We start from the raw sequence: 17,437 nt of genomic DNA on the forward strand, positions 1-17,437 counted from the left end.
CGGCCCCGTGAAGTGACCTGCCTCACACGCTGTCACAGCGGCCGGTCGGCCGGTGTCTTGAGGTCGAAGCCCCAAGAAGCGGAGGACACACCATGGCCGAGAACTTCGATGTCGTCGTCATCGGTGGCGGTTACGCGGGCGTCATGGCGGCCAACCGCCTGACGCGGCGCGGTGACGTGCGAGTGACGCTCATCAACCCGCGGGCGACCTTCGTCCACCGGATCCGCCTGCACCAGCTGGTGGGCGGGTCCGACAGCGCGGTCGTCGACTACCGGGAGGTCCTGGCCGACGGCGTGCGGCTGGTGGTCGACACCGTGACCCGGATCGACGCGGCCGGGCGCCGCGTGGCGCTGGCATCGGGCGGGGCGGTCGGCTACGACTACCTGCTGTACGCGGTGGGCAGCGGCAGCGCCGATCCGGGTGTGCCCGGGGCCGCGGAGTTCGCGTACCCGATCGGCACCTTCGAGGAGGCGGAGCGGCTGCGGCCGGTCCTGGACGCCGGCCCCGTGTCGGCCGCGGTGACGGTGGTCGGAGCGGGCCCGACCGGCATCGAGACCGCCGCGGAACTGGCCGAGCAGGGCCGCGCCGTGACCCTGGTCTGCGGCGGGGTGCTCGGTCCGTACCTGCACCCGCGGGGCCGGCGCTCGGTGGCCGGGCGGCTGGCCGGGCTCGGGGTGACCGTGCTCGACGGCCCCGGCAGCAAGGCGACGGCGGTGACGCGCGAGGCCGTACGGCTCGCCGACGGCCGCGAGGTCCGCAGCGAGGTGACCATCTGGACCGCCGGCTTCTGCGTCCCGGACCTGGCCGTGCGCAGCGGGCTGGCCACCGATGCCGAGGGCCGTCTGCTCACGGACGAGACGCTGACCAGCGTGGACGACGTACGCATCGTCGCGGCCGGGGACTCGGCGGCTCCGTCGGACCTGCCGCTGCGGATGAGCTGCCAGGCGGCGATGCCCATGGGTGCGCGGGCCGCCGACACGGTGCTCAGCCGGATCGCCGGTGAGCGGCCCGAGACCCTCAACCAGGCGTTCGGCGCCCAGTGCATCAGCCTGGGCCGGGCGGACGGCATCTTCCAGTTCGCCAACCGGTCCGACGTCGCGGTGTGGTTCAACATCGACGGGCGCCTCGGCGCCAAGCTCAAGGAGGCCGTGTGCAAGGGCGTCGTCAAGCACCTGGCCGGAGAGGCGCAGAAGCCCGGTGGGTACCGGCTGCACCGCATCTCGGGCGGCCCCGGCCGCCAGCAGCGGCTGGAGGCCAGGCGCGCCGACGCGCCGGCCACCGCCGACCGGGCGGCCTAGGCTCCCCGGACCGTGTGCGAACGGCGCGGTCCTGGAGCCCCTTGTGACCAGCACGTATTCAGCGGGGGCGCGACAGAGCCCGGCCGGGGTTGCCGTGGACCTGGCGGGCTCTGCGTGTGCCGGCGAACGCTGCGCCGGTCAGAGTCCCTCGTCGTGCAGGTCCTCTTCGCGCAGCAGGTCGTCCTCGCGGTGGCGCGAGGTCTCCTTCTGGCCGGGCTTGTGTCCCTTCTCGCGGGACTTGCCCGGCCGGGGCTGCGCGGGGTCTCCGGGGCGATGGTGTTCCTGCGCCTCGCGCCCCTTGCCCGGCTCCTGGCGCTTGTCCTGCCTACCGTCCATGACGGCGACTCCTCTTGATGCGTGGGGTACGGCTTCCTCACCCATCACGCTGACACGCGCACCAGCGGTCTGCACCATTTCGGCGAGGGCGCGAGGCGCACGGGTGAGCCGACCCCGGCGCGGCCGTGCCATGACGACCCTCCGCCGACCCGGCCCCGCCTCACGTCCGCGCACCGAGGAAGCGGTCGCTCGATTCGCCGCGGAGGTGGCCCGGGGGGAGCCGTCGGCCGTAGGCGAGCAGGAGGAGGTCCTGTGCGGCGCCGGACAACGGCGTTCCCGTACCGAAGGACCAGATGAGGTCGTCGGCGCGGAGTTCGACGCCGCCCAGGTCGGCTCGGAAGAACGTGACGGTCCTGGCGTCGACGGTCCCCAGGAGGATGCGCACACGATCTTCGGGCACCCGCCGGCCGAGGCCCAGCGCGACCGTGATGTCCAGGCCGTGGATCACATCGTGGCCCAGCGCCGCCTCGATCCCGCCGACCGGCGGCCTCCAGGGGTGAGCCGCGTTGTCACCGAGGAAGGCGGCCAGTTCACGCGTCGAATGGGCGGCCGCGTCCTTGTGGGCGCACCGGTCGGTCATCCGGTGGAGGCTGCCCCGCGCTCGGATCAGTTCCCACGCCGTCTTGGAGAGCGAGTACCGGAACCCCATCGTCATGTGGGCCGCGACCTCCCGTACCCGCCACCCCCCGCACAGGGTCGGCGCGTCCCACTCCTCGGCCGACAAGCCGTCCAGCACGGCCGCCAGCTCCCGGCGTTCGGCCGCGATCGCGGCTTTGACGTCCGCTGCCGGCCTACGTTCCGTCGTGTTCCCCATGGCTTCAAGGCTCTCGGCCCGTCTGCCATAAGTCCAAGAGTTTGCATGTCTCGCAACTAGCATGATCAGTTATGGAAATCCGGCAGCTGCGGTACTTCGTCACGGTCGCGGAGGAAGCCAACTTCACCCGCGCCGCCGCCCGTCTGCACCTGGCGCAGCCGGGGGTGAGTGCCCAAGTCCGCCAGCTCGAGAGGGAACTCGGGCACCCGCTCCTCGACCGCTCCGGCCGATCGGTGACCCTGACCGAGGTGGGCGAGGCCGTACTGCCGTACGCGCGGGCCGCGCTCGCAGCCGTCGAAGCGGTACGGCAGACCGCGGACGAGTTCACCGGACTGCTGCGCGGACACGTCACCCTCGGCCACGTGTCGGGCGCGGCCGCGGCAGCCGATGCGTTCGACCTGGCGGCCGTTCTGGTCGGCTTCCACGAGGACCACCCCCAAGTGGAGATCGCCGTGACCGAGGACACCTCCGAGCGGATGCTCGCCGGGCTGCACCGGGGAGAACTCGACATCGCCGTGATCGGACTCGCGGACGAGGAGGCCCCACCCGGGATCTCCCTCCAAGTCCTGGTCGACGAACCCCTGGTCGCGGCCTTCGCCCCGGACGACCCCGCCCTCACGTCCCCGGACCGCACGAGCATTCCGCTGGCCGAGCTCCGCGACCGTCCGCTGATCAGCCTGCCGCGGGGCACGGGGCTGCGCGGGGTACTCGACCGCGCCTGCGCGCGGTCGGGGTTCCAGCCCCGCATCGCCTTCGAGGCAGCCGCTCCGCCGTTCCTGGCGCAGCTCGCCGCCCGCGGTCTGGGCGTGGCGGTGGTTCCGGCCCCCGGCGCCGGAGCGGCTTCGGCCTGCGGCCTGCGGACGCTGGAGATCACCGAGCCGCGCCTGCGCGGCCGGGTCGCCCTGGCCTGGCGGACGAACGGCCCCTCCGGCCCCGCGGCCACCGCCTTCCTGGACCGGCTGCGTACGGGTCTCACCGTGCCCGGCACCGACTGACCACGAGGCCGCCGTGGATCGTCGCGGGCCGCCGCGATCGCCGCGATCGCTGCAGGCCGCGGCGGGCCGGCCCCGGGCACGAGGCCCGCTCAGAGCCAGCCCTGTTGGGCCGCCTTCAGACCGGCCTCGAAGCGGCTGGTGGCGTGGAGTCGTTCCATCAGCGCGGACATCTGGCGGCGGACGGTACGCAGGGACACCCCGAGGCGTTTGCCGGCCGCTTCGTCCGTCATGCCCGAGGCCAGCAGTCTGAGGAGTTCGAGTTCGCCCGCGGAAGGGCTGGAGTCGGTGGGGCGGGGGCGGTCCGCGCCGAGGGGGACGGCGGAGACCCAGGTCTGCTCGAACAGGGTCAGGAGTGACGCCACGATGCCGGGTGCGCTGGTGCACAGCGCACCCAGACGCGAGTTGGCGGGGTCGATCGGGACGACCGCCACCCTGCGGTCGAAGATCAGCAGACGGGGCGGCAGCAGCGGGCTGGTGCGCACCTGGCCGCCCTCTTCCGTCAGTCACCGGGCGTAGGCCAGCGTCGTCGGATCGTTGCGGGCGCTGTCCTGGTAGATCGAGCGCATTTCGATGCCGCGGGCCAGGGCCCGCCGGTCGAGCGGACGCGACGCCTCCAGGCTGGCCTCGGACAGGGAGCCGCCGGGCAGGATCGCCGTGCACTCCCGCGTCAGCCCGTGGGCGAGCTCTTCGAGCCGGCTCTGGATGGCGTCCATGCCCACGAGCCGTTCCGCACCGTCGACCTCGGTGTTCGGGCGGAGGTCGGCGAACTCGGAGACGACCCGCGCGGCAGCAGCCTTGCTGCGCGCCAACTCCTCCTGCTGGCGAGCCAGTTCCTGCTCCTGTCGGCGCAGCAGCAGCTCCAGTCCCGGTTCGGGGCTCACCGCGCGCAGCGCACCCGGGCTGTCCCGTGACGGTCTCAGCAGGTCGAGGTCGACGAGCCGGTCCAGGCCGTGCCGCACCTGTGCCTCGGTGAGTCCGAGGCTCGCGCACAGCTCCGCGACGCCGCCGGACGCGTCGGCCAGCATCCCCCGGTACACGGCTTCCACGTCCGGTCCCAGCCCCAACGATTGCAGCATCCCCAGCCCCCCAGCCGACATCGACCGCTCGTACCGGCGGCCGGTTTCCGTGATCGTAAGCCACGAGTGGCACCAAGGTGACAGGCGTCTTGGTGCCAGCTGGAAACCCTTCTGTGCAGGTCGGGAGGGCAGCAACATAGTGATCACCGGAACGGCGGGGGCGAGAGTCCCCGACTCGGGCCAGAGCCGCAAGGACGATCCGGAGCAGCGCGCAGCAGCACACCACCCGAACCCGCTCCAAGACCTTCGATCCAGGGGGATCCCATGTCCCGCACCGCCCGCATCGCCGCTGCCGCCACCCTTTCCGCCCTGCTCTGCGCCGCATCCGCCACCACGGCCTCGGCCGCCGTCTCCGACGGAAGCACCAAGATCAGCGCAGTCGGTCCGGGCAGCATCAACTGGGACACCGCCCCGAAGGCCGGCGCCAGCAGCATCAACTGGGACTAACCCCGATGCGCGTCATCCGCGCCTCGCTCGCCGGGATTCCCCAAGGTCCCGCCCAGGACAGCGCGCTCGCCCTCGTATCCGATCTGATCTGGGCGCACACCGCCCCGTCCCACGGCCTGGAGCACCTGCGGGCCAAGGCCTCCGACGAAGGCATGGACGTCTACCTCTTCCTGCGTGCCGCATCCGAGGCCGCAGCCCTCGACCAGGCGCACGCCATCCTGACCAGTGCCCGGTCGCCCCTCGTCCGGCACGGCTACCGCGCCACCGCGACGCACCGCTGACGCCTTCTCCGCTCAGCTTCGCCCCTCAGCTTCTCCCCTCAGCGCACCCCGACTTGCCCGCATCGAGGCCCTCTTCGGCCTGCCCACTTCCAGGAGTCCCGCCATGTCCCGCACCGCCGCGCCCCGTCGCGTCCGTACCGCCGTGCTCGCCAGTGCGGGCGTCCTCGCCGCCGCCACCGTCTACGGGCTGGCCCAGCACACCGACGCCTCCGACGCCCCGATGCCCCCGGCGGCAAGCAGCGCGGCGAGCAACGAGGGAGCGCCGGCTGCCGGCGCGGCGGGGAACACCCCCGCAGGACAGACGCCCTCGGCGCAGCCCCCGACCGGTGCAGCCCCCAGCCCTTCGACGGCGGTCGGCAAGGGCGGGACCAAGAGCACGGACAAGAGCACGCCCAGGAGCGCGGACAAGGGCTCGAAGGGCGGCGCCAAGGGCGGCGGTGTCGTCGTCGAGGCACTGGAGGCCGAGCGGGTGGAGCCCGCCCAGCTCCCTGACAACGCCCAGCAGAAGTGGAAGGAACTGGCACCGGCCATCACCCAGCCACTGACCCAGGACTTCCAGCTCAACGAGTGCGTATCGGTGCCGGGCGCCGCCAACTGGCGGCAGCAGGGCTTCATCAGCTCGCACAAGACCCCGGCGATCCAGAATTCGCTCTCCTTCAAGGACGAGGCGGCGGCGAAGTCGGCGTACCAGAAGGTCCTCGACGGCATGAACTCCTGCGCCCAGACCAGCCGGGCGCGGCAGAAGCAGTACGGACTGACATGCCCGCGACGACTCCCTGGTTCTTCTCGCCCGCATCGGCTCTCAGCCCTTCGACGAAACACGGCACCGGACTGTGAGGCCGGTACCTCGCCTCACATTTCGCGGGCCTGCGTCGTCGGACTGCCGAGACACCGCCGATCCACCGCCGCGAGGCTGAAGAGAGGACCACATCATGGCCGTACAGACGACGACAGCTCCGGGCAGATTCACGTTTCTGCAGGTCTCGGTCGCCTTGCAGACCTTGACCCTCTTCTTGCAGGCGACCTCCGCCGGCCTGCTGCTGTCCACGTCCTACGGCGAGGCGCTGCACGGCGTGGGGGCGCGCGTGATGTACGGCGCGTCGATGCTGTACGTGCTCGCCGCGATCCTGGCGTGGAAGCCGGGCGGCGGCTCGCCGCGCCCCGTCCTGTACTCGTCCGGCTTCCTCGTGCTCGCCTCGGTGCAGGTGGTGCTCGGCATCGCTCACATGCCGGCGCTGCACGTCCCCCTGGGCGTCCTGATGTTCGGCCTGAGCGTGCTGGACCTGGGCCGGGTGCTGTCCGGCGTACTCGGCGTCGCCCCGCTACGACGGACCCCGTGACGCCGAGAGGTCTGGACAACGAACCAAGCCCCAGGTCTGTGACCTGGGGCTTGGTCGTGGAGCGGAGGACGGGAAGCGAACCTGCGCCCTCAGCGCGGACGTCAGGTGCGGTCGGCCCGGTCGGCCCGGTCGGCCCGGTCGGCCCGGTCGGCCCGGTCGGCCAGTCGGTCGACGGTGTCGATGACCTCGGCGACGAGGGACTCGGTGTCCCCGACCCCCGCCCCGTTCCAGGGCCGGGACAGGTGCTGGTCCGGGTCCGGGCGGCCGGGCTCTGCCACACCGACCTCCACCTGGCCGACGGCTCCGCCGTCACCCCGCCCCTGCCCATCGTGCTCGGGCACGAGATCGCCGGGGAGGTCGCCGAGGCGGGTGACGGAGCCGGCTTCGCGCCGGGAGACCGGGTCCTCGCGTACTACTACGAAGGCTGTGGGCGCTGCACCTGGTGCAGGGACGGCTCGGAGAACCTCTGCCCGGATCCGGCGGCGAAGGTCGGCTTCGACTCCGACGGCGGGCTGTGCGAGTACCACCTGGCCGACGCCCGCTCCCTCGTGCCGATCGCGGACACGGTCTCCTTCGCCGAGGCAGCCGTACTCGGCTGCTCGGGGACGACTGCGGTCCGCGTCGTCCGGTCCGTCGCCCGCACGGCCCCGGACGAGACCGTCGTGGTCATCGGCGCGGGCGGGGTCGGCCTCGCCGTCGTCCAGGAGGCCGTCACCGAAGGCGCCCGCGTCATCGCAGTCGACCCGCACGCGCCGAGCAGGGAACAGGCGCGGCGGTACGGGGCACACGGCGTGATCGACCCCCTGCAAGGCGACCCGGTCGCGGCCGTCCACGCGGCGACCGCGGGGGAGGGCTGCCACGTGGTGGTCGACACGGTCGGCAACACGCACACCCCCGGCCAGGCGGTACGGATGACCGGGACCCGTGGCCGAGTCGTCCTCGTCGGCTGCACGGGCGAGCGGTCCGCCCTCGACGTGCTCGACGTGGTCGTACGGGAGACCGAGATCCGCGGCTCCGTCGGCGCCACCCTCGCCGACGCCCACACCGTGATGGAGATGGCCGCGGCGGGCCTCCTCCGCGGGCACGTGGAGGCCGAGTACCCCCTGGAACGGGTCAATGAGGCCCTCACCAGGCTCGCCGCCGGCAACGTCACGGGACGTCTGGTCATCACGCCCTGACGGCAGCCGCCCTGCGAAGGCTCCCGCCGCCTGAGGGGCGATCCCGTCCCCGGTGACCAGAAGCCCCACCGTGCATGGGAACTCGCCCGACGAGGCAGGCCCGGGGCGCTGACCTGGGCCTGCCTGGGAGAGCAGAGGACGGGAATCGAATCCGACCGGGGGCACGCGGCTCCTGCCGTGCGCGTCCCGCGCACATCGGCTGATGATGGGAGTACGGCCGAACGCGCGGAGCTGATCATGACGGGTTGGCGTGTCAGGGACTACACCCAGGACGATCTCGAAGCGGTGATCCGAGTCGATGCGGAGAGCGGCACGGCAGAAGAGTCGCCTCTCTTTCCGCTCTCGGACGCCGTGGCGGCCCTCCAGGCCCTCCAGCCGGCGGTGGTGGCCACGGCGGACGAGGTGGTGGTCGGCGCCGCGGTGAGCAGGGTGGAGGGCGACCGGGCGTGGATCCTGCGCATCTGCATGGCGCCTTCCTGGAGGCACCGGGGGCTGGGCAGCGACCTGATCACGGCCCTGGAGCACCGGCTGTTCGCCGGTGGCGTCCGAACGGTGAACGCCGTCCTGCCCGACGGCGAGACCGGCGCCGCCGCCCTGCACAACTGCGGCTTCGGCGCCCGACCCGGCCTGGTCTTCTTCGAGAAGCGCGGGCGGGTCACCCCTCAGGCGGTCGGCATGCTCTCCTCGCTCGGAGCGGAGCTGCCGCCCGGGGGGCTGTGGCAGAAGGTCGCGGGCATGCAGAGGGAGAAGGAGCTCATCGAGCGGCGCCTGGTCCTGCCGCTGGCCCATCCGGAAATGGCCGCCCAGCACGGAGTGGAGCCGCCGCGGGCGGTGATGCTGTTCGGGCCGCCCGGGACCGGCAAGAGCACGTTCGCGCACGCGATCGCCAGCCGTCTGGGATGGCCCTTCCTCGAACTGTTCCCCGCCCGGCTGGCCGCCGAGCACGGGCTGGCGAGCGGGCTGAACCGGCGCTTCGACGAGATCGCCCGGCTCGACCACGTCCTGGTCTTCATCGACGAGGTCGAGGAGATCGCGGGGGCCCGGAGCGGCGCGGACGCGACCGCGGTCGGCGTCGTCAACGAACTGCTCAAGGCGATCGTCCGGTTCCGGGGCCAGGACGGTCGGCTGCTCGTCTGCGCCACGAACGACGTGACCACGCTCGACTCCGCTTTCCTGCGGCACGGCCGTTTCGACTACGTGCTGCCGATCGGCCCGCCCGACGACCGCGCGAGGACCGCGCTGTGGGAGAGCTACCTGGCCCGAGCGGGCGCGGAGGCCGACAGCGCGGTGCTGGCGACCGCCAGCGAGGGGTTCACCCCTGCCGACATCGCCCATGTGGCGCGTACCGTCTCCCAAGTCCAGTTCGAGCGCACCTTCGACACCGGAACGCGGGCCCGCCCCACCACCGAGGACTACCTGGGCACCATCGGCGACACCAGGCCCACGGTCAGCGCGGCCATGGCCCAGGAGTTCGCCCACCAGACCGAGAAGTTCGCCCGCATCTAGCAGTGCTTTGTTACGTGCTGTCGTAGGGCTGTCTGGTGGGTTGTCGGCAGGCCGGGTGCGGTAGCGGGGCAGCGGGCGGGGGCCGAGCCCGCTGTATCCGGGCCGGTGCGGCACCGCTTCCTCGCCGTGGGCGGTCATCTCGCAAACAGTTCCTGCTTCTCGCCGGCGGTGAGTTCCCGGCGCGGGAAACAGCGTGCCCACTCTTCTTTGGCGGCCGGCAGCACGGAGGCGCTGCCGTCGGAGGTGGAGTAGACCGTGTCGGCGTGTCCACGAGTCGTCGACCGACCGCCTGGCAGCGGGGCGGGAGGCGGCCACCTCCCCGATGGACACCTCTGTCACGAACGTCGCCTCTGCTCCCCTTCAGGGCCGTCATGCGCCCGCGTGCCGTATCAGCCGTTGCGGCGCGGCTGCGACCGCCGCAGGCTGCTGGCAGGCGAACCGCTTTGCATGCACGAGTCGCCACGTACGCGCCGGGGAGGTGAACGCGCATGAGGCACCCGCCAGACCTTGAGCCAAGCGATCCGCGAAAGGATCGGAGCACGGCGGTGCTGGACGTGCGGGGCATGCTGCGCGCCAGCCAGCAGAGCACCGTCGCCGCCGTTCTGGGCCGCCGGCCGGGTGTTCTGGACGTCGAGGTCAACCCCGTGGCGCAGTCGGCCACCGTCGTCTTCGACCCGACGCGGACCTCCCTGGCCGAGCTGCGGGGCTGGGTGACCGAGTGCGGCTACCACTGCGCCGGCCAGTCGGTGCCGTCGCACATCTGCGACCCGATGGACGAGCCTGACCCGCCCGGTCCCGCGCGAGCGCCCGAAGCCGTGCGGCCCGCGCACACGGGGCACGAGCCAGAGGTCATGCGCTCGCCCCACGAGGCGACGGTGGACGATGACGGCCATCACGGCCATGGCGGCCATGCGGGGATGTCGATGGCGGCGATGGCCGCCGACATGCGCAACCGCTTCCTCGTCGCGGTGATCTTCTCCATTCCGATCGTGATCTGGTCCCCGATCGGCGAGGAGGTCTTCGGCTGGCACGTGCCCGTGCCGTTCGGGCTCCGTCAGGACGTGTGGGCGCTCCTGCTGAGCCTGCCGGTGATCTTCTACTCGTGCTCGATCTTCTTCGTCGGCGCCGTCCGGGCCCTGCGTGCCCGGACGCTGGACATGATGGTGCTGGTCGCGGTCGCCGTCGGCGCGGGCTGGCTGTACTCGCTGATCGTCACGCTCACCGGCGGCGGGGAAGTCTTCTACGAGGCCGCCACCGTGCTGGCGTCCTTCGTCCTGCTCGGCCACTGGTTCGAGATGCGCGCCCGCGGCGGCGCCAACGACGCGATCCGCGCCCTGCTGGACCTCGCCCCGCCCAAGGCCGTCGTTCTGCGGGACGGCGAACCGGTCGAGATCGCCACCGCCGAGGTGGCCGTCGGCGACCTGCTGCTCGTACGCCCGGGGACGAAGATCGCCGCGGACGGGGTCGTGGAGGAGGGGGAGAGCGAGGTCGACGAGTCGACCGTGACGGGGGAGAGCCTGCCGGTGCACAAGGACCCTGGCTCCGCCGTGGTCGGTGCCACCGTCAACGCCAACGGCACCTTGCGGGTACGGGCGACCAGGGTGGGCGCGGACACGGCGCTGGCCCAGATCGTCAAGCTGGTCCAGGAGGCCCAGAACTCCAAGGCCCCCGGTCAGCGGCTCGCCGACCGCGCCGCGTTCTGGCTGGTCTTCGTCGCCCTCGTCGGCGGCGCACTCACGCTGGCCGTCTGGCTGCTGGCCACCGATCGGCCCTTCAGCAGTGCGATGTTGTTCGCGATCACCGTGGTCGTCATCACCTGCCCGGACGCGCTGGGCCTGGCCACGCCCACCGCGATCATGGTCGGCACCGGGCTGGGGGCCAAGCGGGGCGTCCTGTTCAAGAACGCGATGGCCCTGGAAGCGTCCGCCGGGATCCAGACCGTGGTGATGGACAAGACCGGCACCCTCACCAAGGGCGAACCAGAGGTCACCGAGGTGATCACCACACCCGGCCGGGACGAGGACGAGGTCCTGCGGCTGGTCGCGGCGGTCGAGCGGGAATCCGAGCACCCGCTGGCAGAGGCGGTCGTGCACTACGCCGAATCTCGCAGCGTGGGGAGTGCGCAGGCCCGGCATTTCGAGAACGTGCCCGGCCACGGGGCGACCGCCGTGGTGGACGGCCACCGGGTCGCCGTGGGCAACCGTCGGCTGGCCGAACGCGAAGGCGTGGACCTCGGTCCGCTGGCCGCCCGGCGGGACGAGCTCGCAGCCACCGGCCGTACCGTCGTCATCGCCGCTGTCGACGGCCTGGCCGCCGCCCTCATCGGCATCGCCGACGCGCCGCGGGAGACCTCACAAGCCGCCGTACGCGAACTGCACGCCCTGGGCGTCGAGGTCGTCATGCTCACCGGCGACAACCGGGCCACCGCCGAACGCATCGCGCAGCGCCTGGGCATCGACACCGTCATCGCCGAGGTCCTCCCGGGCGACAAGGCCGCCACCATCGCCGAGCTCCAGCGCGGCGGCCGCAAGGTCGCCATGGTCGGCGACGGCGTCAACGACGCCCCCGCCCTCGCCCGGGCCGACCTGGGCATCGCCATCGGCGCCGGCACCGACGTCGCCATCGAGACCGCCGACCTCGTCCTCATGCGCTCCGACCCCCTCGACGTCCCCACCGCCCTGCGCATCGGCCGGGGCACCGTGCGCAAGATGCGTCAGAACCTCGGCTGGGCCATCGGCTACAACGCCATCGCCCTGCCCATCGCCGCCGGAGTCTTCGAACCCGCCACCGGACTGGTCCTCCGACCCGAGATCGCCGCCCTGTCCATGTCCGGATCCAGCGTCATCGTCGCCGTCAACGCCCTCGCCCTCAAACGCCTCCGCCTGCCCGGCACCGCCCCCGCAGCCCCAGTGGACGGAGGCGATGGCAATGGCGGGTAGCCGGGCCCAGGTCGCGCTGCGCCGGGTACGGGTGCGTCATACGGTGGGACATGTGACCGGCCACAAGCCCCGCACGCGGTCGCAGTCCCTGCCGGTACCGCGGCTCGGACTGCTGCTCGTTCTCGCACTCGTCTTCGGGCTGCTCGGCATGCATGCTCTGGGAACTGCCGCCGCGCTGCCATCGACGGGCGCCATCGAGCACATGTCCCACCACGTGGCGGCAGCGCAGGCCGACCCGCGTCATCCGTGCCCCGATGACGAGGACCAAGGTCCGACCCGGGACGCCGGTCACGCGGACCAGATGTGCACATCTGCGGCCCCGCCCGGTGCCCCCGGCATCGCCGCGCCTGATACCGCGCCCCTCACAGGCCTGACGGGCGGCATTGCTCACGCCCCGGCCGCGTTGGCGCTCGCGCTGGCCTACGAGCCCGCCGGAGGGCGGGCACCGCCCTTGCTCGCCGACCTCCAGATCCTGCGGATATAGCGGCTCCTCCTGTGACACGCGCCCGAAGGCGCCGACCACGGGCAGACCAGCCCTTCTTCTCTCGTATCGATCACTGGAGCTCAGCGAAATGAACACGAACCGATCCCTGCCGCGCCGCGCGGCCCTGGCAGCCACTGCGGTCGCCGCCGGCCTGGTCCTTGCCGCCTGCGGCAGCGGCGACAGCACGAACACGGCCGGCACCACTCCCGCCACCACGACCGCCCCGGCGTCGTCGGAGGCCGACCGGCACAACCAGGCGGACGTCACCTTCGCGCAGGGGATGATCCCCCACCACCGTCAGGCCATCCTGATGTCCGACATGGTCGCCGCCCACGGCGCCTCCGCCGAGGTCAAGGCACTCGCAGAAAAGATCAAGAAGGCGCAGGCTCCGGAGATCGAGACCATGTCCGGCTGGCTCAAGGCGTGGGGCGAGAAGGTCCCCAGCGGTGTCAGCATGGACGGCATGGGCCACGACGATGACGACTCCGGCATGCCCGGGATGATGGACGACCAGGACATCAACCGGCTCGGCAACGCCAGGGGCAACGCCTTCGACGCCATGTTCCTCACCATGATGATCGAGCACCACGAAGGCGCGATCGACATGGCCAAGACGGAGAAGCAGCAGGGAGCCTACGGCCCCGCCAAGGACCTGGCCGACGACATCATCACCTCCCAGACCGCCGAGATCGCCCAGATGCGGCAGATGCTCAACGCCGAACGACCGTAGGGGACCCAGCCCGGGACCGAGCCGCTGCGGCGCTCGAAGCTTGATCCTTGACGAGCGAGGACGGCTCGTTGCCGCCCTCGCCCATCCGGGTGCTGTCCCCGACTCGTCATCTTGTTCCTCTATGGTGCGCCGGTACGTCTGCCGGGTTGTGGTCGGGGAGTGAGTGATGGGTGCGGTGTCGGGGCCTGCGGGCACGGGCGAGTTGAAGCGGCACCTGGGTGTGTTCGATGCCGTGGTGATCGGCCTGGGGTCGATGATCGGGGCGGGGATCTTCGCGGCCCTGGCTCCGGCGGCCGGTGCGGCCGGGTCGGGGTTGCTGCTCGGCCTGGCGCTGGCCGCGGTGGTGGCGTACTGCAACGCGATGTCCTCAGCACGTCTGGCTGCCCGCTACCCCGCGTCCGGAGGCACCTACGTCTACGGGCGGGAGCGGCTGGGCGAGTTCTGGGGCTACCTCGCCGGATGGGCGTTCGTGGTCGGCAAGACCGCCTCCTGTGCGGCCATGGCGCTGACCGTCGGTTCCTACGTGTGGCCCGGTCAGGCGCACGCCGTCGCGGTCGCCGCCGTGGTGGCCCTGACCGCCGTCAACTACGCAGGGGTGCAGAAGTCCGCCTGGCTCACCCGCGTCATCGTCGCCGTGGTCCTGGCCGTGCTGGCCGCAGTGGTGGTCGCCACGGTCACCTCCGGCGACGCGGACGCGGCCCGGCTCGACATCGGTGACGACGCGACCTTCGGCGGGGTGCTCCAGGCGGCGGGCCTGCTGTTCTTCGCCTTCGCCGGCTATGCCCGCATCGCCACTCTCGGGGAGGAGGTCCGCGACCCCGCCCGCACGATCCCGCGGGCCATCCCGCTCGCGCTCGGCATCGCACTGGTCGTCTACGCGGCCGTAGCTGTCGCCGTCCTGCTCGTGCTGGGTCCGCAGGGACTCGCGGATGCCACGGCTCCGCTGTCGGATGCCGCGCGCGCCGCAGGCGCGGACTGGCTGGCGCCGGTCGTACGGGTGGGCGCCGCGGTGGCCGCGCTCGGCTCGCTGCTCGCCCTGATCCTCGGGGTCTCGCGTACGACCCTGGCCATGGCCCGCGACCACCACCTCCCGCATGCCCTGGCCGCCGTCCACCCGAAGTTCCAGGTGCCGCACCGCGCCGAACTCGTGGTCGGCGCCGTCGTCGCCGTACTCGCCGCGACCACTGACGTACGCGGGGCGATCGGCTTCTCGTCCTTCGGGGTGCTCGCCTACTACGCCATCGCCAACGCCTCCGCCTGGACGCTCACCCCGGACGAGGGCCGACCGGCACGAATCATCCCGGTCGTCGGGCTGGCGGGCTGCCTCGTCCTCGCCTTCGCCCTCCCCGCCTCCTCGGTGATCAGCGGCGCCGCAGTCCTGGCCGCCGGAGCCGCTGCCTACGGGGTGCGTCGCGTGGTGACCGCCCGCAGGGCGTGACCGCGGCGGAGCTGGAGGCGCGCGTATCCGCGGCGGTCAGCCGGTGCGGCGGGAGCGGGACAGGGCCAGCCCGCCGAGGACCGTGGCGGTCAGCCCCAGCAGCAGGGCCAAGGCGCCGGCGACTACTCCGTTGCCGGTGCCGGGACCACCGTCGGCGACGGCCAGATTGAGCGCGCCGCCGACCAAGGCGGTCAGCCCCGCCACCAGGGCCACGATGGCCCTCTTTTTCCCGCCGTTGCCGAGAGGGCGGACGGAGCGGGCCCGCGCCAGCCCGCCGATGACCGCGCCGACCAGCCCCAGCAGCGCGGCCGCGGTGGCCCAGAATCGGGCGGTGGTCAGGGTGTATGCCTCGACATCGGCGGACTGGGCCAGGTCGTGCGCGGCCGCCGGTCCGGCAAGACCGAGAACTCCGAGCAGGGCGGCCGCGGTGGCGGCGGCAAACAGGCGACGAGCGGACATCGAAGTGCTCCTTCTCTTCCCACGACTGATCTCGTCTGAGCATGTCGGCCGGACCCGCCGCCGGTCGTCCAGCAGGCGCAGGCACTTCGCGCTACCGCGGTCGCGGCAGGTGCCGCGGAACTACAGCGTGCGTGGTAGTCGACCGCTCGTCCGCGAGCGGGATCCGGGCGCGGCGGCCACGGGCTACGGTGCGCGCATGAACAAAGGACGGTTCCGTGTTCGGGCCGGTGCCAGGGATTGGCTGATAGCCGTAGGCGTGGCGGCGGCACTGCTGGTCACCGGTCTTTCGGGGCAGCACTCCGCAACGGGCCTCGGCCTGCTCGGCTACGTGCTGTTGGCGGTGGGCGGCCTGGCGCTGGCCGCAGGCCGCCGGGCTCCGGTTGCCGTCCTCGCCGTCACCGGGCTGTGCGCGGTGGGGTACCAGGCGGCAGGGTTCGACGTGGCTGCCGTCGCGTTCCTCTTCGCGGTGTACGCGGCCATGCGGGCGGGACACCGCATCGTCACGGTGGTGACCAGCGTGGCCGTGCTGGCCTCTCTCCCCCTGGCCGCCCTGGCCTCGGGCCTGCACGACACGGGCGAGGCGTTCGCGCAGGCCCGGGGCGCCCTCCAAATCGCCTGGCTCATCGCCGCCGGCGCCGCCGGTGAAGCCCTGCGCCAGGCCGAACAGCGGGCCGACGAAGCCGAGCGCACCCGCGAGGAGACCGCGCGGCGCCGCGCCGACGAGGAGCGGCTGCACATCGCGCGGGAGCTGCACGATTCGCTCACCCACCAGATCTCGGTCATCAAGGTGCAGTCCGAAGCCGCCGTCCACGTGGCCCGCAAGCGCGGCGAAGAGGTACCGGAGGCCCTCCTGGCGATCCGGGAGGCCGGCCGGGAGGCGTCTCGGGAGCTCCGCGCGACCCTGGAGGCGCTGCGCGACGACGACACCACTCCGCCGCACGGGCTCGATCACGTCACCGAACTCGTCGAGCGGGCCGGCAGGAGCGGCCTGGAGGCGACGCTGACGATCGAGGGCCGGCGACACGACGTGCCGACCGCAGTGGGCAGGACCGCCTACCGGGTCGTTCAGGAATCGCTGACCAACATCGCCCGTCACGCGGACGCCGGCACGGCATCGGTCCACATCGACTACCGGCCGGACACCCTCGCGATCCGCATCGACGACGACGGCAAAGCCACACCGGACAGTGCGCCGGAGCCCGGCATCGGGCTCCTGGGGATGCGCGAACGCGTCACCGCCCTCGGCGGCCGGCTCCGCGCCGAACCGAGAAGCGAGGGCGGCTTCACCGTCCAGGCCGAACTTCCCGTGGAACGAGCCTCATGATCCGTGTCCTGCTGATCGACGACCAGCCGCTCATCCGCAGCGGATTCCGCGCGTTCCTGGACCTCGAAGACGACATCGAGGTCGTGGCCGAGGCCGCCAACGGGCAAGAGGGCCTGGAGCTCGCCAGGGAGCACCTCCCCGACATCGCACTCATCGACATCCAGATGCCGGTCCTCGACGGCATCGAGACGACCCGGCGCATCGCAGCCGACCCGGCCCTCGCCGGGGTGCACGTCGTCATCCTGACCAACTACGGCCTGGACGAACACGTCTTCAACGCCCTGCGCGCCGGCGCAGCCGGATTCCTCGTCAAGGACATCGTGCCGGAGGACTTCCTGCACGCCGTACGCGTGGCCGCGCGCGGCGACGCCCTCCTCGCACCCTCGATCACCCGCAAGCTGATCAACCGGTACGTCACCCAGCCGCCCCCCACCGACACCGGCACGGCGCTGGAGGAGCTGACCAGCCGCGAACGTGAAGCCGTCGTACTGGTCGCGCGGGGCCTGTCCAACGACGAGATCGCGGACCGCATGGTGATCAGCCCGCTGACCGCGAAAACCCATGTCAACCGCGCTATGGCGAAGCTCCATGCCCGTGACCGCGCCCAGCTCGTGGTCCTGGCCTACGAATCCGGTCTGGTAGTCCCGCGCACCTCCTGACCACCACGGTCCGGGTGGTACCTGGCAGGCACCCGGTGCGGTGCCTGCGGAGCGGACCGATCAACTGCTTCTTGGCGCAGGCGAATTCGCTCTACCAGCGGAATGAGCGGCGCAGGTCATATGAAAGACGTCT

At 72.1% G+C, this 17,437-nt stretch carries 18 protein-coding genes and 1 pseudogene; 13 read left to right on the forward strand and 6 right to left on the reverse strand.

Features of this window, described 5'->3' with window-relative positions:
- Positions 1-92 precede the first annotated feature (92 nt).
- A complete protein-coding gene (locus OG332_RS22600) occupies positions 93-1,298 on the forward strand; it encodes an NAD(P)/FAD-dependent oxidoreductase (protein ID WP_327415175.1) in 1,206 nt (401 codons plus the stop codon).
- Between the two features lie 138 nt (positions 1,299-1,436).
- On the opposite strand, the gene OG332_RS22605 is transcribed toward OG332_RS22600, so the two are convergent.
- Together OG332_RS22605 and OG332_RS22610 are read right to left on the reverse strand one after the other, a co-directional pair.
- Complete coding sequence (locus OG332_RS22605) at positions 1,437-1,634, reverse strand: hypothetical protein (RefSeq protein WP_327415176.1); 198 nt, start codon at positions 1,632-1,634, stop codon at positions 1,437-1,439.
- A gap of 160 nt (positions 1,635-1,794) precedes the next feature.
- Complete coding sequence (locus OG332_RS22610; RefSeq protein ID WP_327415177.1) at positions 1,795-2,448, reverse strand: maleylpyruvate isomerase family mycothiol-dependent enzyme; 654 nt, start codon at positions 2,446-2,448, stop codon at positions 1,795-1,797.
- A gap of 71 nt (positions 2,449-2,519) precedes the next feature.
- Between OG332_RS22610 and OG332_RS22615 the strand changes: the two genes are divergently transcribed.
- Positions 2,520-3,443, forward strand: coding sequence for a LysR family transcriptional regulator (locus OG332_RS22615; protein WP_327415178.1), 924 nt, complete (start codon positions 2,520-2,522; stop codon positions 3,441-3,443).
- Between the two features lie 89 nt (positions 3,444-3,532).
- Here OG332_RS22615 and OG332_RS22620 read toward each other — a convergent pair.
- Positions 3,533-4,519: pseudogene (locus tag OG332_RS22620) on the reverse strand (helix-turn-helix transcriptional regulator).
- 264 nt (positions 4,520-4,783) lie between these two features.
- On the opposite strand from OG332_RS22620, the gene OG332_RS22625 reads away from it, so the two are divergent.
- Positions 4,784-4,966 (forward strand): hypothetical protein, encoded by a 183-nt coding sequence (locus tag OG332_RS22625; protein ID WP_327415179.1) that lies wholly within the window; start codon positions 4,784-4,786, stop codon positions 4,964-4,966.
- Positions 4,967-4,971: 5 nt separating this feature from the next.
- A complete protein-coding gene (locus OG332_RS22630; protein WP_327415180.1) occupies positions 4,972-5,247 on the forward strand; it encodes a hypothetical protein in 276 nt (91 codons plus the stop codon).
- A 180-nt stretch (positions 5,248-5,427) separates the two neighbouring features.
- On the opposite strand, the gene OG332_RS22635 is transcribed toward OG332_RS22630, so the two are convergent.
- Positions 5,428-5,955 (reverse strand): hypothetical protein, encoded by a 528-nt coding sequence (locus tag OG332_RS22635; protein WP_327415181.1) that lies wholly within the window; start codon positions 5,953-5,955, stop codon positions 5,428-5,430.
- A gap of 224 nt (positions 5,956-6,179) precedes the next feature.
- On the opposite strand from OG332_RS22635, the gene OG332_RS22640 reads away from it, so the two are divergent.
- Positions 6,180-6,587, forward strand: a complete 408-nt coding sequence (locus tag OG332_RS22640; protein ID WP_327415182.1) for a hypothetical protein — start codon at positions 6,180-6,182, stop codon at positions 6,585-6,587.
- 101 nt (positions 6,588-6,688) lie between these two features.
- On the opposite strand, the gene OG332_RS22645 is transcribed toward OG332_RS22640, so the two are convergent.
- Positions 6,689-6,865, reverse strand: a complete 177-nt coding sequence (locus OG332_RS22645; protein ID WP_327415183.1) for a hypothetical protein — start codon at positions 6,863-6,865, stop codon at positions 6,689-6,691.
- On the opposite strand from OG332_RS22645, the gene OG332_RS22650 reads away from it, so the two are divergent.
- From OG332_RS22650 to OG332_RS22675, 6 genes are all read left to right on the forward strand, one after another.
- Complete coding sequence (locus tag OG332_RS22650; RefSeq protein WP_327415184.1) at positions 6,830-7,765, forward strand: alcohol dehydrogenase catalytic domain-containing protein; 936 nt, start codon at positions 6,830-6,832, stop codon at positions 7,763-7,765. The genes OG332_RS22645 and OG332_RS22650 overlap by 36 nt on opposite strands.
- Before the next feature lie 237 nt (positions 7,766-8,002).
- Complete coding sequence (locus tag OG332_RS22655; RefSeq protein WP_327415185.1) at positions 8,003-9,271, forward strand: ATP-binding protein; 1,269 nt, start codon at positions 8,003-8,005, stop codon at positions 9,269-9,271.
- Between the two features lie 545 nt (positions 9,272-9,816).
- Positions 9,817-12,210 carry a heavy metal translocating P-type ATPase gene (locus tag OG332_RS22660; protein ID WP_327415186.1) on the forward strand — a complete coding sequence of 798 codons (2,394 nt, stop codon included), beginning with the start codon at positions 9,817-9,819 and terminating at the stop codon, positions 12,208-12,210.
- The gene (locus OG332_RS22665) at positions 12,200-12,694 is read left to right on the forward strand and encodes a DUF6153 family protein (RefSeq protein ID WP_327415187.1); all 495 of its coding nucleotides are present in this window, start codon (positions 12,200-12,202) and stop codon (positions 12,692-12,694) included. The genes OG332_RS22660 and OG332_RS22665 overlap by 11 nt, the downstream gene beginning before the upstream one ends.
- 88 nt (positions 12,695-12,782) lie before the next feature.
- Positions 12,783-13,424, forward strand: a complete 642-nt coding sequence (locus tag OG332_RS22670; RefSeq protein WP_327415188.1) for a DUF305 domain-containing protein — start codon at positions 12,783-12,785, stop codon at positions 13,422-13,424.
- A gap of 166 nt (positions 13,425-13,590) precedes the next feature.
- Entirely contained in the window at positions 13,591-14,862 is a 1,272-nt protein-coding gene (locus OG332_RS22675) for an APC family permease (RefSeq protein WP_327415189.1), read from the forward strand.
- Positions 14,863-14,898: 36 nt separating this feature from the next.
- Here the strand turns inward: OG332_RS22675 and OG332_RS22680 are convergent, their stop codons facing one another.
- Positions 14,899-15,321 carry a DUF6223 family protein gene (locus OG332_RS22680; protein ID WP_327415190.1) on the reverse strand — a complete coding sequence of 141 codons (423 nt, stop codon included), beginning with the start codon at positions 15,319-15,321 and terminating at the stop codon, positions 14,899-14,901.
- A gap of 196 nt (positions 15,322-15,517) precedes the next feature.
- Here OG332_RS22680 and OG332_RS22685 point away from each other — a divergent pair, with 196 nt between their 5' ends.
- Together OG332_RS22685 and OG332_RS22690 are read left to right on the forward strand one after the other, a co-directional pair.
- Positions 15,518-16,645, forward strand: a complete 1,128-nt coding sequence (locus OG332_RS22685) for a sensor histidine kinase (protein WP_327415191.1) — start codon at positions 15,518-15,520, stop codon at positions 16,643-16,645.
- Entirely contained in the window at positions 16,642-17,304 is a 663-nt protein-coding gene (locus OG332_RS22690; RefSeq protein WP_327415192.1) for a response regulator transcription factor, read from the forward strand. The genes OG332_RS22685 and OG332_RS22690 overlap by 4 nt, the downstream gene beginning before the upstream one ends.
- Positions 17,305-17,437 lie beyond the last annotated feature (133 nt).

Origin of the sequence: Streptomyces sp. NBC_01233 (genome assembly GCF_035989305.1) — a bacterium.
In the GTDB taxonomy this organism is placed as follows: Bacteria; Actinomycetota; Actinomycetes; order Streptomycetales; family Streptomycetaceae; genus Streptomyces.